Origin of the sequence: Arthrobacter sp. PvP023, from assembly GCF_017832975.1 — a bacterium.
GTDB lineage: Bacteria > Actinomycetota > Actinomycetes > Actinomycetales > Micrococcaceae > Arthrobacter.
This window is the reverse complement of sequence record NZ_JAFIBI010000001.1, coordinates 2,282,020-2,294,773: the sequence shown is the minus strand read 5'-3', so window position 1 is coordinate 2,294,773 and position 12,754 is coordinate 2,282,020. Positions and strand designations below refer to the sequence as shown.

The following is a 12,754-nucleotide window of genomic DNA, read 5'->3' as shown; positions in this document are numbered from 1 at the left end:
ACCCGTAACAGTCTCGTAAGGTGGTGGGGGAATCATCAGCACGCTTCGACCATTGAAGAGGACATGAAAACTTTTGTGCTTGGCGGAGGCTGCTTCTGGTGCCTTGACGCCGTCTACCAAAAAACCAAAGGGGTCACGTCGGTCATTTCGGGCTACACCGGCGGCCACGACCGCCATCCGGACTATTACTCGGTCTGCTCGGGCACCACAGGACATGCCGAAGTGGTTGCGGTCAGTTTCGAGGAGGACGTGATCCCGGCAGAAGTCATCCTGGACATGTTCTTTGCCCTTCACGATCCCACCACGCTCAACCGCCAGGGCTACGACGTCGGCACCCAGTACCGCTCCTCCATGTTCTACGAGACCACGGAAGAAAAGATCCTCTTCGAAGAAGCCATCGAACGGAACCAGGCGCTGTGGGCGCATCCGATCGTTACCGAGGTCAGCAGGCTGCCCGTGTTCCATGTGGCGGAGGATTTCCATCAGGACTATTACGCCAAGCATCCGGAGCAGGGCTACTGCCAGGTGATCATCAACCCGAAACTGGCGAAGGCGCGGAAATATTACTCTGCATGGCTTAATGCTTAGCAGCGGTCCTGCCGCCCTCGTTAGGCTGACCTCAGTATTCGCTGTTCAGAGAACTCTTCAGAGATAGGCACAAATACATGGCACGGATCTACGACGACGTCACCCAGCTTGTCGGCGGCACCCCGCTGGTAAGGCTCAACCGGCTGACTGAGGGCCTCGACGCCCAGGTGGCGGTCAAGCTCGAGTTCTACAACCCGGCCAACAGCGTCAAGGACCGTATCGGTGTGGCCATTGTCGACGCCGCCGAGAAGTCCGGTGCCCTCAAGCCCGGCGGAACCATCGTCGAAGGCACCTCCGGCAACACCGGCATCGCCTTGGCCATGGTGGGTGCGGCCCGCGGCTACAAGGTCATCCTGACCATGCCGGAGACCATGTCGACGGAACGCCGAGTCATGCTCCGCGCGTTCGGCGCGGAAATCGTCCTGACCCCCGGCTCTGAAGGCATGCGGGGCGCCGTGGAAAAGGCCCAGGAGATCGTGGCCAACACGGAGAACTCCATCTGGGCACAGCAGTTCGCCAACGAAGCCAACCCGGAGATCCACCGCACCACCACTGCCGAGGAAATCTGGTCCGACACCGACGGCAAGGTGGACATCTTCGTCGCCGGCATCGGCACCGGCGGCACTGTCACCGGCGTCGGCCAGGTCCTGAAGGAACGCAAACCGGACGTCCAGATCGTCGCCATCGAACCGAAGGACTCCGCCATCCTGAACGGCGGCGCTCCCGGCCCGCACAAGATCCAGGGCATCGGCGCCAACTTCATTCCCGAAATCCTGGACACCAACGTCTACGACGAAGTCCTGGACGCCACCCTGGAGGACTCCGTCCGCGTTGCCCGCGACCTCGGCGTCAAGGAAGGCATCCTGGGCGGCATTTCCTCCGGTGCAATCGTCTGGGGAGCCCTCGAGCTCGCCAAGCGCCCGGAGAACGCCGGTAAGCTCATCGTCGCTGTTGTCTGCGACTTCGGCGAGCGTTACATCTCCACCGTGCTCTATGACGACATCCGGGGCTAAGCCTTAGCCCGACATTCACCGTTTCCTGTAGAAAGGTCTTTGTGAGCTTTTTCGCAAGACTTAAGGAAGACCTCGACGCCGCCCGGTCGCACGATCCGGCGGCTCGAGGTTCTTTTGAGAACTTTTTCGCCTACTCCGGCCTCCACGCCATCTGGGCGCACCGCCTCACGCACAAGCTCTGGCAGAATCCCTCGCTCCGCTTCCCTGCACGCTTGATTTCGCAGCTTGCGCGCTTCCTGACCGGGATCGAGATCCACCCGGGCGCCACGATCGGCAAGCGGTTCTTCATTGACCATGGCATGGGCGTGGTCATTGGCGAAACAGCGGAAATCGGTGAGGACGTCATGATCTATCACGGTGTGACCCTTGGCGGCCGCTCCCTGGCAAAGGTCAAACGGCACCCCACCATCGGGGACCGCGTGACCATCGGTGCCGGCGCCAAGATCCTGGGCCCCATCACTATCGGACGCGACAGCGCCGTGGGCGCCAATGCCGTGGTGGTCAAAGACGCTCCGCCGGAATCCATCATCACCGGCGTCCCGGCGACCTGGCGCCACCGTGATGCCCAGCGTGAAACCAAGCCCGCCGTGGATCCGGCCGAATACTACATCGAATACCGGATCTAGGCGGCAAACCGCTTGTAGATCGTCCAGAGCACCACGTCGAAGACGGTGTCCGGAAGGATCCTTCGCAGGGTCAGGATGGCTCTCGCCCCCTTGCCCACCGGGTATCGGGTCTTGGGCCGGGCGGCGGTGGCGGCATGGACAATGGCGTCGGCAATGACGTCCGGATGCGTGGACATGCCGGAGCCTTCAGTGGAGGCCAGCGCCGCCGCGACGATTTTGGCCTGGTCCCGGTAGGGACCGTGCCCGGACGTTTCCAGCAGGCTCTCGCCGGAGATGGCGCCCCACTCCGTCTGTGTGCCCGCCGGTTCGATGATTGACACCTTGATGCCGTGGGGCGCGAGTTCGAGGCGCAACGAGTCGCTCAGGCCCTCGACCGCGAACTTCGTAGCGTGGTACCAGGCCCCCAGGGGCTCGTACATCTTGCCGCCGATGGAGGACACGTTGATGATCCTCCCCTGCGCCGCTGCGCGCATGGCCGGCAGGACCAACTGGGTCATGCGTGCCAGGCCAAAGACGTTGACGTCGAACTGCCGCCGGCCTTCGGCCAGCTCCACTTCTTCCAGCGATCCGTAGGATCCGTAGCCGGCGTTGTTCACCAGGACGTCGATCCGGCCGTGGGCCTCGAGGATTCCGCCCACTGCTGCTGCCATGGACGCTTCATCAGTGACGTCCAGCGCCAGTACGTTCACGCCGAATGCTTTCAGCGGCTCCATCTTCTCAACCCGACGGGCCCCGGCATAAACAGTGAATCCCTGCCCACTGAGCTTCCTGGCTGCCTCGAACCCGATGCCGGTGGACGCACCGGTGACAAACGCTACTGGCTGCGACATGGGCTGCACTCCTTGGAAACGGCAAATCAGTGAACGGACGGCGCCCATGGGACGGACAAAGCCCGTTAACCCCAACGGCCGGCGCCTCCCAGAGTATCCGGGAAGCGCCGGCCGTTGATGTCACCGTTGGTGTCTGAGCCGGTGTGGCGTTGAAGCTAGTGGGTGTCCACTGCCTCGATTTCGGACTTGTCCTCGCCCCAGAGGGTGTGGAAAGTGCCTTCGGCGTCGACGCGGCCGTAGGTGTGCGCGCCGAAGAGGTCGCGCTGGCCCTGGATTACGGCGGCGGGCAGGCGCTTGCGGCGCAGGCCGTCGTAGTAAGCCAGCGAGGAGGAGAACACCGGCACGGGGATGCCCAGCTGCACAGCAGTGGCAACAACACGGCGCCAGGCCGGCAGCACCTCGGCGATGGCCTTGGTGAAGGCCGGTGCGAACAGCAGGTTGGCCGGCTTTTCGTCCGCGGCGTAGGCCTTGGTGATTTCCTTCAGCAGTTCCGCACGGATAATGCAGCCGCCGCGCCAGAGCGAAGCGATCTCGTCCAGCTTCAGGTCCCAGCCGTATTCCTTCGCGGCCGAGGTCAGCATGTCCAGGCCCTGGGCATAGGAAACCAGCTTGGAGGCGTACAGCGCCTGGCGGACGTCCTCAACGAACGTCTCCGGAACCTCGACGGCGATTTCCTCACCGGCGAGCAGCTCCTGGGCCAGCTTGCGCTGTTCGGCCTGGGACGAGAGGGCGCGTGCGAACACGGATTCGGCAATGCCCGACGTCGGGGATCCCAGCTCGAGTGCCGAGATGACAGTCCAGCGGCCGGTTCCCTTCTGGCCGGCGGCATCCACCACGACGTCGACGAACGGCTTGCCCGTGCGGGTATCCACGTGGCCGAGGACCTCGGCGGAGATTTCGATCAGGAAGGAGGCGAGCTCACCCTTGTTCCATTCGGCGAAGATCTTGGACTGCTCGGCCGGCTCGATGCCTGCACCGGAGCGGAGGAGGTCGAAGGCTTCGCCGATGACCTGCATGTCGGCGTATTCGATGCCGTTGTGGACCATCTTCACGAAGTGGCCCGCGCCGTCGGTACCGATCCAGGCGCAGCAGGGCTTGCCGTCAACGTGGGCGGCGATCTTTTCCAGCAGCGGTCCGAGGGCGTCGTAGGACTCCTTGGAACCGCCGGGCATGATGGACGGGCCGTTCAGGGCGCCTTCCTCACCGCCGGACACGCCGATGCCCACGAAGTGCAGGTCCTTCTTCGCAAGTGCGGCTTCGCGCCGGCGGGTGTCCTCGTAGTGCGAGTTACCGGCGTCGATGATGATGTCGCCTGCCTCCAAGAGGGGCTCAAGCTGCTCTATCACGGAGTCGACCGGCTTGCCGGCCTTGACCATGATGAGCACGCGGCGCGGCTTTTCCAGGGAATCCACAAGCTCCTGGAGGGTTTCGGTACGCACGAAGTCGCCGTCGTGTCCGTGCTTTTCCAGCAGCGCGTCAGTCTTCTCAACAGACCTGTTGTGCAGGGCAACGGTGAAGCCGTTCCGGGCCAGGTTGCGGGCAAGGTTGGCCCCCATCACCGCAAGGCCGGTGACACCGATGTGTGCTGACATCAAAACTCCAATTCATTTCTGTGCAACGTGTGCATTCTGTTCCGCACTTCCTGCGGAACACGCTTTAAGAACCAGTGGCTGTCAATAAACCATATGTATTTCCGCCGACTACCGGAAAGTTGCGCCCACGTTTTGGAAGGTGGCGCGTCACAAAACAGTCTATGATGCCGCCGGCGTTCCGCCGGGCGGACGCCCGGCGGGGTCCGTGCACGCACAGGACGGCAGCGCCGGCCCGATTATGCTTACGACTATGTCAACCAGCCTCCACCACCGCGCCATCGAACACCTCGGCACCCGCATCGTCAGCGGCGCGCTTCCCACGGGCCATGTGATGCTGGCTGAGCAGCTCGAAGACGAGCTGAAGGTCTCGCGCTCAGTGGTGCGCGAAGCGGTCCGGGTCCTCCAGTCCCTCGGCCTGGTGGAGACCATCAAGCGCGTAGGTATCCGGGTGCTGCCGTCAAGCCGCTGGAATCCGTTCGATCCATTGGTGATCCGCTGGCGCCTGGCCGGCGACGGCCGCGGCGCCCAGCTGAGGTCCCTCGCGGAGCTGCGCTCCGCCGTCGAACCTGTGGCCGCCGAGCTGGCCGCCGCAAACGCCCCCCAGGAGATCCGCAGGGAACTGCTGGATGTCTCGCGGGCAATGCGCGACGCCGGCCAGGCCGGCAGCGTGGCGGAGTTCCTGCAGCTGGACATCAAGTTCCATTCGCTCCTCCTCACGGGCTCCGGAAACGAAATGTTCGCGAACCTGGTCGGGCAGGTGGCCGAAACGCTGACCGGCCGGACCATCCACGGCCTGATGCCGGACCATCCGCGTGAGACCGCCCTGCAGTGGCATGTGGACGTTGCTGAGGCCATCGCAGCGGGGGATGCTGCCGGAGCCCGCGAGGCGTCCAGCCGGATCATGCGCGAGACGATCTCCGAGATGGAAGCCGGCTGGCGGGACCAGCCCAGGGTTTTCATCCCCCTGCAGCAGGGCTGAAGTCCAGCAGCACCTTCCCCGATTCGGCCGAGTTCCTGGCCACCTCGAAGGCCTCGAGCCCACGTTCCAGCGGGAAGTCGTGGGTGACCACGGGGTCAACGAACAAGGTGCCGTCGGCGAGTGCGGCAATGACCTCGTCGATTTCGCCGTTGAAGCGAAAGGAGCCCAGGAGTTCCAGCTCGCGGGTGATGGCCAGCGAGATCAGGACGGGCTGGGGTCCGGACGGCAGCAGGCCCACCATCACCACCTTGCCGCCGCGGACAGCGCCCTTGATGGCGGAGGCAAGACCGTGGTGGCTGCCGGAGGATTCGATCACCACGTCCGCCTCCACCGCTGCGATGGCGTCGCTTTCGTCTCCCTTGAGGACTTCGTCGGCGCCTACGGCCCGGGCTATTTCCAGTGGCTTTGGATGCATGTCCACGGCCACAATCCGCCGGGCACCCGCGCGTTTCAGCACGGCGACGGCAAGCGCACCGATGGGGCCGCTGCCGATCACAAGGGCAGTCTTTCCGCGGACGTCCCCGGCCCGGCCGACGGCATGCCAGGCGACGCTGGCCGGTTCGGCGAGTGCGGCAGTCCGGAGGCTGAGTCCAGCAGGCAGTGCACGGAGCATCCGCGCCGGCAGGTTCACGTAGCGGCTGAAGGCCCCGTCGGTGTGCGGGTAGCGGGCGGCGCTGCCCAGGTAGGTGCACCCGGGCGAGAGGTTGGGCCGGTCCGCCGGATACCGGGCTGCGCCGGGTGCCGGAGTTGCCGGGTGAACGGCGACCGGGGTGCCGGCTGCAGGTCCGGTGCCATCCGCAGCCGCGTGCAGGACCGTTCCCACAATTTCATGCCCCAGGACCATAGGTGCGCGGAGGATGGACTCACCCGCGGCACCGTGGAGCCAGTAATGGAGGTCCGAGCCGCAGATGCCGCCGAAGGCCACCTCCACCACCGCTTCGTCGGAACCCGGGGGCGGCACAGGTATGTCTTCGATCCGGAGGTCACCGGCCGCGTGGGCTACTACGGCGGCCGAGGTGGCCGGGAGCTGGTGGAAACCTGGCATCAGACCACCACCGTCATTCCGCCGTCGATGAAGATGGTCTGGCCGTTCACGAAGTTGGAACCGTCGGAGGCCAGCCAGACGGCCGGGCCTGCCAGGTCCTGCACGGTCCCCCAGCGGTGGGCCGGGGTGCGTCCCAGGATCCAGGCGTTGAACTGCTCATCGTCCACCAGGTTCTGCGTCATCTCAGTGTGGATGTAGCCCGGCGCGATCCCGTTGATCTGCAGCCCGGACGCCGCCCATTCCGCGGTCATGGCCCGGGTCAGGTTCCGCAGCCCGCCCTTGGCCGCGATGTACGGGGCGATGGTGGGGCGTGCCAGGTCGGTCTGCACCGAGCAGATGTTGATGATCTTGCCCCGGCCGCGCGGGATCATGTGCCGGGCAGCTTCCCGCCCCACCAGGAATGCGCTGGTCAGGTCCGTGGAGATGACGCGTTCCCAGTCCTTCACATCCAGCTCCAGCATGGGCACCCGGTGCTGGATTCCGGCGTTGTTCACCAGGATCTCCAGCGGCCCCACGTTCTCTTCCACCCAGGCGACGCCGCGCGCGGCCTCGGCGTCGCTGGTGACGTCGAAGGCGCAGCTGTGTACCCGCCCCGGCGGATAGTCGGCGGCCATCGCGGCTTCGGCGGATTTGAGCCGTTCCGGGTTGATGCCGTTCAGCACCACGGTGGCGCCGGCATCGGCCAGGGCCCTCGCCAGCGCGTTGCCGATCCCCCTGCTCGAACCGGTCACCAGGGCAACGCGCCCCGTCAGGTCAAAAAGTGCACTCATGGTTGGCTGTTCCTCAATTGGTCTCGACTGCCGGGTGTGGCTGCCGGTTCTGACTGCTGTCATGACTTCTGGTTGTTACTACTGCTTGTGACTTGCGTCCCTGCTGAGATTGGCGATGGTTTGCCGGACGGCGGCGAGGTCCAGGTCCCCGAGTCCCTGGCGCTTCAGTTCGGCGTACAGTTGGGCGCCGGCCGTGGCCATGGGTACGGCGGCTTCCACGGCGGCGGCACTCTCCAGGACGAAGGAAAGGTCCTTGTGCATGAATTTCGCGGGTCCGGTGGGCTCGTAGTCCTTCGCAGCGAGGCGGGGCCCGACGATGTCCAGGACCCTGCTGCCTGCCAGCCCGCCGGCGAGCACCTCGTACAACGCCGCAACGTCCATGCCGGAGCGTTCGGCGAGCTCGGCGGCTTCGGCGAGCGCCGCCGTCGTGGTTCCCACGATGAGCTGGTTGCAGGCTTTCGCCAGCGATCCGGAACCCAGCGGCCCCAGCCGGCGGACCGTGCCGCCCATAGCGCTGAAAAGGGGAAGGAGCCGCTGGAAGTCCTGCTCCCTTGCGCCCGCCATAATGGCAAGGGTTCCGTCCTCGGCACCTTTGGTGCCGCCGCTGACGGGTGCGTCGACCACGACGGCGTTGCCCCGGCTCGCGGCGGCTACCCTCACCCCGAACTCCCGTACGGCCGCAGGCGACACGCTGCTCATGACCACGACGACGGTGCCCGGCCCGGGCGGCTCTTCGGCCCAGCCTGCGAGGAGCCCTGCCGCCGCGTCCTCGATGTAGGACAGGTCAGGGAGCATAAAGATGATGACCGGTTCGTCGCGCAACGAGGCAACATCCGCCGCGCGCATGCCGCCGCGCGCGGCGAAATCGTCCAGGGCGGCCGCGGACCTGTTCCAGCCGGTGACGTTCCAGCCGGCCTTCAGCAGGTTGGCTGCCATGGGGCCGCCCATCAGGCCCAGCCCTACGAAGCCGGCCCTCTTCCGGCTCAACTCTTCCCTCACATCAGGGTCTGTCTGCACACTCATCGGCAGCGCCACCTCACTTCATTGTGGTTGATCGTCGGATTAATGGGAGGAAATCTGTTCAATATCCTAGCCTCCATTCAGTATGATGAACACCATGACGACTAAAACCACCGTCGCAATCGCCGTCCCGCTCGAAGCTGAGCTGGTGGAGCGCATCCGCGCCGTAGATCCTTCCGTGACCGTCCTGTACGAGCCCGACCTCCTCCCGCCCGAACGCTTTCCCGCCGACCACGCCGGCGACCCGGACTTCAAACGCACTCCGGACCAGGAGGAACGGTACTGGGACATGCTGAACAAGGCTGATGTCCTGTACGGCTTTCCCAACGAGAGCCCGTCCGGACTTGCCCGCATTGCCGGCAGCAACCCCCGGCTCCAGTGGATCCATGCCATGGCCGCGGGTGCAGGCGGAGCAGTGAAGGCATCCGGCCTGGACCAGGAAACCCTGCAGAAGTTCAGGGTCACCACCTCGGCCGGCGTGCACGCCCTGCCGCTGGCGGAGTTCGCCGCGCTGGGCATCCTCAACGGATTCAAGCGCAGCGCCGAGCTCGCCGCGGACCAGGCAGCCAGGGTCTGGCCCGAACTGCGGACGCCGACCCGCCTGGTCAACGGCTCCACGCTCGTGGTGACCGGCCTCGGCGAGATCGGGCTGGAGACGGCCCGCATCGCCCGCGCACTGGGAATGAAGGTCAGCGGTACCAAACGGAACGTGGAGCCGATCGAGGGAATCGTTGACGTTGCCGACAACGACGGACTGCCCGGCCTGCTCGCTTCGGCTGACGCAGTGGTCAACACCCTGCCGGGCACGCCCTACACGGAAAAGCTGTTCAACCGTGACGTGTTCGCTGCCATGAAGCCGGGAACGGTTTTCGTTAACGTAGGCCGCGGCACCGTGGTGGACGAAGACGCGCTCCTGGAAGCGCTGGACAACGGCCAGGTGGGGTACGCCTGCCTGGACGTGTTCGCCGTCGAACCCCTGCCGCAGGACAGCCCGCTCTGGAACCACCCCAAGGTGATGGTGTCCCCGCACACCTCGGCGCTGAGCGCAGCCGAGAACCGGCTGATCGCCGAACGCTTCAGCAGCAATCTGCGCACGTTCCTTGACGGCGGGGAACTCCCCCACCTCGTGGACACCGTGCACTTCTACTAAGCCGCACTAATCCGCGGTCCATCAGACTGCGCGGCACACCGCACCACACGGGCGGCCCCTCCGGCGAACGGAAGGGCCGCCCTGTGCTGTGGGCTCCGGACTTACGGGCGCTTACGGCTTCCTTGCCCGCTCGACGTCGGAGGCACTCTCTGCCTGGCCCCTGGCAGCAAGTCCCGCCACCACGCCGTCAACGTCCGCATCAGGCCGGTTCTGGCTCAGCTTGGCCTTCGCCTCGATCCTGGTGATCACCAGCTCAAGGCCGACGATGGCCCGCAACTGCCCGGCAATATAGCGCTCCGGGGCATCGTCCACGCTCCACGGCTGACCGAAGCCGGCTTCGTTCACGCCCGTCAGCCGCCTGACCTGGCTGGCCAGCCAGACCGGGTCGTCGTGGATCACCAACTCGCCGTATACGTGCGCCGTCGTGTAGTTCCAGGTGGGTACGACGCGCCCGTGCTCAGCCTTTGAGGCATACCAGGACGGTGAAATGTAAGCGTCCGCGCCCTGGACGATGACGAGTGCCTCGCCTATCGCCGGTTCGGACCACTGCATGTTGTTCCGGGCCAGGTGGGTGTGCAGGGCGCCGTGGCCTCCGACAGACGGATCGAAAACGAACGGCAACAGCGTTGCGAGCAGGCCCTGCGAGGTCATGGTGACCAGATTGGCTGCGGCCGGCCGGGCCAGGAGGTCGCTGATGGCGTCAGGTCCGGCTTCGAAGTGGGCTGGGGTGTACATGGTGCTAATCCTTTGCGGGCTGGAGGGATCTTGTGGCGTGAAGGTTGGGCTGCGGAGTCGGCACCGGGCTGAGTCGGACCCGGACAGCTGCGCCGGCGCAGAGGACGACGGCCAGGCCACCGATGATGGTGGTCCAGGTCAGGGCCTCGCCCAGTAGGAGCCCGGCCCAGCAGATGCTCAGTACGGGCTGGATGAGCTGTACTTGGCTGACCCGCGCCATGGGCCCAATGGCCAGGCCCCGGTACCAGGCGAAGAACCCGAGGAACATGCTCACCACACCGAGATAGGCGAACGCCGCCCACTGGACCGGAGTGGCCGTCGGTGGTTGCTGGACCATGGCAAACAGTGTCAGGATCACCATGAGCGGCGACGCAAGCACCAATGCCCAGGACACGGTTTGCCACGGGCCGAGCTCACGGGCCAGCAGGCCGCCCTCCGCGTAGCCGATGGCCGCTGCGACCACTGAGCCAAGGAGCAGCAGGTCCGCCGAGTGCAACTGTCCGAATCCGCCGGACTGCATCGAAGCGAAGCCGATGGCCGCCAGGGCGCCCACACCGGTGATAAGCCAGAACAACATCGGCGGACGCTCGCGGCCCCTCAGCACTGCCGCCGTCGCGGTCACAGCCGGGAGCAGTGCGATGACCACCGCGCCGTGGCTGGCCGGAGTGGTGGCGAGCGCGAAGGATGTCAGCAGGGGAAAGCCAATCACGACGCCGGCGGCCACCACCGCGAGGCGGGCCCACTGCACGCCGCGGGGAAGTCGCTGGCGCGCGAGTGTGAGGGCGGCAGCGGCCAGGACAGCGGCCACGACCGCGCGTCCGGATCCGATGAACAGCGGCGACATTCCCGCGACGGCGACCTTCGTGAACGGAACGGTGAACGAGAAGACCGCTACTCCAAGGATGCCCCACCAGAGGCCGGAAGGCGGTCCGGTCAGTATCACTCGAGCTTTTGGCGCAGTAGCGCTACTATGGTCTTTCATGAACAACGATAGCAGTTCCCGGATTGCCACGCGACTGCGGGAATGGATCGCCGCAGCAGCACCCGGGGCCCGCTTGCCGTCCACGCGATCGCTGGTGGCTGAATACCAGGCAAGTCCGGTGACCGTTCAAAAGGCACTGCAGACCCTTACAGCGCAGGGGCTCATTGAGAGCCGGCCCGGCGTCGGAACCTTCGTCCGGGCCGTCCGGACCGCACGCCCCTCGGACTACGGCTGGCAGACGGCGGCCTTGCGGTCACCACGGGCACCGCTTCCGTCGGCCTCCACCACCATGCGCGACGTCGCGAACAACGCCATCGCCTTCCACTCCGGCTACCCGGACCGGGAACTCCTGCCGGAGCGACTGGTGCGTGCAGCACTCACCCGCGCAGCCCGGGGCGACGCCGCGTTGTCCCGTCCACCCGCAGCGGGCCTGCCGGAACTGCAATCGTGGTTCGCCCGCGAACTCGGCGCCTCGACACCCGCCGGAACCACACCGCCGAACCCGAGCGACGTCGTCGTACTGCCGGGAAGCCAGAGCGGGCTCAGCTCCATCTTCAGCGCGCTCGCGGGCCGCGGACAGCCTCTGCTGATGGAATCCCCCACCTACTGGGGAGCCATCCTCGCAGCGGCCCAGGCCGGAGTCCGCGTCGTCCCGGTACCCAGCGGTCCGGACGGCCCGGACCTGGCGGAACTGGCCCGGGCGTTTGACGAAACCGGCGCGCGCCTCTTCTACGCGCAACCCAACTACGCGAACCCGACGGGTGCTCAGTGGGCGCCGGGGCGGGGGGAAGAGGTCCTGGAGGTAGTGCGGGGGAAGGGTGCATTCCTGGTGGAGGACGACTGGGCGCACGACTTCGGCATCACCACCAGTCCGGTACCCGTCGCCTCCCGCGACGACTCCGGCCATGTGGTGTACCTGCGTTCCCTGACCAAGAGCGTGTCGCCGGCCATCCGCATTGCCGCCGTGATCGCTCGCGGCCCGGCACGTGAGCGCATCCTCGCGGACCGGGCAGCCGAGTCGATGTACGTCAGCGGGCTGCTCCAGGCCGCAGCGTTGGACGTCGTGACGCAGCCCGGGTGGCAGACGCACCTGCGCAGCCTCCGCCACCAGCTCCAGTCGCGCCGCGACCTCCTGGTGACCAGCATCCGCGAGCACGCACCGCAGGCGCACATCGATCAGGTTCCCAAGGGAGGCCTGAATCTTTGGGCACGGCTGCCCGACGGGACGGACCTCGATCGGCTGACCCGTGAATGCGAAAGCCGGGGCGTCATCATTGCCGCCGGGCGGGAGTGGTTCCCGGCCGAACCGGCCGGCGCATTTATCCGCCTCAACTACTCCGGGTCCAACCCGGGCGCCTTCCCCGAAGGGGCGCGGATCATCGGCGAGTCAATTGAACGGAACCGTTCCTAAACCAGAAGGGATG

General features: G+C 66.0%; 12 protein-coding genes and 1 pseudogene. 6 read left to right on the top strand and 7 right to left on the bottom strand.

Going from position 1 to position 12,754, the window contains the following annotated elements; translation table 11 throughout:
- Positions 1-63 precede the first annotated feature (63 nt).
- The 3 genes from msrA to epsC all read left to right on the top strand — a co-directional run bounded on the left by msrA (position 64) and on the right by epsC (position 2,227).
- Positions 64-588 (top strand): peptide-methionine (S)-S-oxide reductase MsrA, encoded by a 525-nt coding sequence (msrA, locus tag JOE31_RS10545; RefSeq protein WP_011692287.1) that lies wholly within the window; start codon positions 64-66, stop codon positions 586-588.
- A 77-nt stretch (positions 589-665) separates the two neighbouring features.
- On the top strand, positions 666-1,601 hold the full coding sequence (gene cysK / locus JOE31_RS10540; RefSeq protein WP_011692288.1) for a cysteine synthase A: 936 nt from the start codon (positions 666-668) through the stop codon (positions 1,599-1,601).
- A gap of 41 nt (positions 1,602-1,642) precedes the next feature.
- Positions 1,643-2,227 carry a serine O-acetyltransferase EpsC gene (gene epsC / locus JOE31_RS10535; RefSeq protein WP_011692289.1) on the top strand — a complete coding sequence of 195 codons (585 nt, stop codon included), beginning with the start codon at positions 1,643-1,645 and terminating at the stop codon, positions 2,225-2,227.
- Here epsC and JOE31_RS10530 read toward each other — a convergent pair.
- On the bottom strand, positions 2,224-3,057 hold the full coding sequence (locus JOE31_RS10530; protein WP_209744023.1) for an oxidoreductase: 834 nt from the start codon (positions 3,055-3,057) through the stop codon (positions 2,224-2,226). The two genes, epsC and JOE31_RS10530, sit on opposite strands and share 4 nt — an antisense overlap.
- A 155-nt stretch (positions 3,058-3,212) precedes the next feature.
- Positions 3,213-4,649 carry an NADP-dependent phosphogluconate dehydrogenase gene (gene gndA, locus JOE31_RS10525; protein ID WP_209744020.1) on the bottom strand — a complete coding sequence of 479 codons (1,437 nt, stop codon included), beginning with the start codon at positions 4,647-4,649 and terminating at the stop codon, positions 3,213-3,215.
- Positions 4,650-4,899: 250 nt separating this feature from the next.
- On the opposite strand from gndA, the gene JOE31_RS10520 reads away from it, so the two are divergent.
- Entirely contained in the window at positions 4,900-5,628 is a 729-nt protein-coding gene (locus JOE31_RS10520; protein WP_209744017.1) for a FadR/GntR family transcriptional regulator, read from the top strand.
- On the opposite strand, the gene JOE31_RS10515 is transcribed toward JOE31_RS10520, so the two are convergent.
- From JOE31_RS10515 to JOE31_RS10505, 3 genes and pseudogenes are all read right to left on the bottom strand, one after another.
- Positions 5,606-6,673 carry an L-idonate 5-dehydrogenase gene (locus tag JOE31_RS10515; protein WP_209744014.1) on the bottom strand — a complete coding sequence of 356 codons (1,068 nt, stop codon included), beginning with the start codon at positions 6,671-6,673 and terminating at the stop codon, positions 5,606-5,608. The two genes, JOE31_RS10520 and JOE31_RS10515, sit on opposite strands and share 23 nt — an antisense overlap.
- Positions 6,673-7,443, bottom strand: a complete 771-nt coding sequence (locus tag JOE31_RS10510; protein WP_209744010.1) for an SDR family oxidoreductase — start codon at positions 7,441-7,443, stop codon at positions 6,673-6,675. Before JOE31_RS10510 ends, JOE31_RS10515 begins: the two co-directional genes overlap by 1 nt.
- A gap of 81 nt (positions 7,444-7,524) precedes the next feature.
- A pseudogene (locus JOE31_RS10505) lies at positions 7,525-8,466 on the bottom strand (NAD(P)-dependent oxidoreductase); the annotation flags it as partial.
- A gap of 82 nt (positions 8,467-8,548) precedes the next feature.
- On the opposite strand from JOE31_RS10505, the gene JOE31_RS10500 reads away from it, so the two are divergent.
- Positions 8,549-9,613, top strand: coding sequence for a D-2-hydroxyacid dehydrogenase (locus JOE31_RS10500; protein ID WP_209744002.1), 1,065 nt, complete (start codon positions 8,549-8,551; stop codon positions 9,611-9,613).
- Positions 9,614-9,724: 111 nt separating this feature from the next.
- Here the strand turns inward: JOE31_RS10500 and JOE31_RS10495 are convergent, their stop codons facing one another.
- A complete protein-coding gene (locus JOE31_RS10495) occupies positions 9,725-10,348 on the bottom strand; it encodes an FMN-binding negative transcriptional regulator (protein ID WP_209743999.1) in 624 nt (207 codons plus the stop codon).
- A 4-nt stretch (positions 10,349-10,352) separates the two neighbouring features.
- Entirely contained in the window at positions 10,353-11,330 is a 978-nt protein-coding gene (locus JOE31_RS10490) for a DMT family transporter (RefSeq protein WP_209743996.1), read from the bottom strand.
- Here JOE31_RS10490 and JOE31_RS10485 point away from each other — a divergent pair.
- Positions 11,329-12,741 carry a PLP-dependent aminotransferase family protein gene (locus tag JOE31_RS10485; RefSeq protein WP_209743993.1) on the top strand — a complete coding sequence of 471 codons (1,413 nt, stop codon included), beginning with the start codon at positions 11,329-11,331 and terminating at the stop codon, positions 12,739-12,741. The genes JOE31_RS10490 and JOE31_RS10485 overlap by 2 nt on opposite strands.
- Positions 12,742-12,754: the final 13 nt, after the last annotated feature.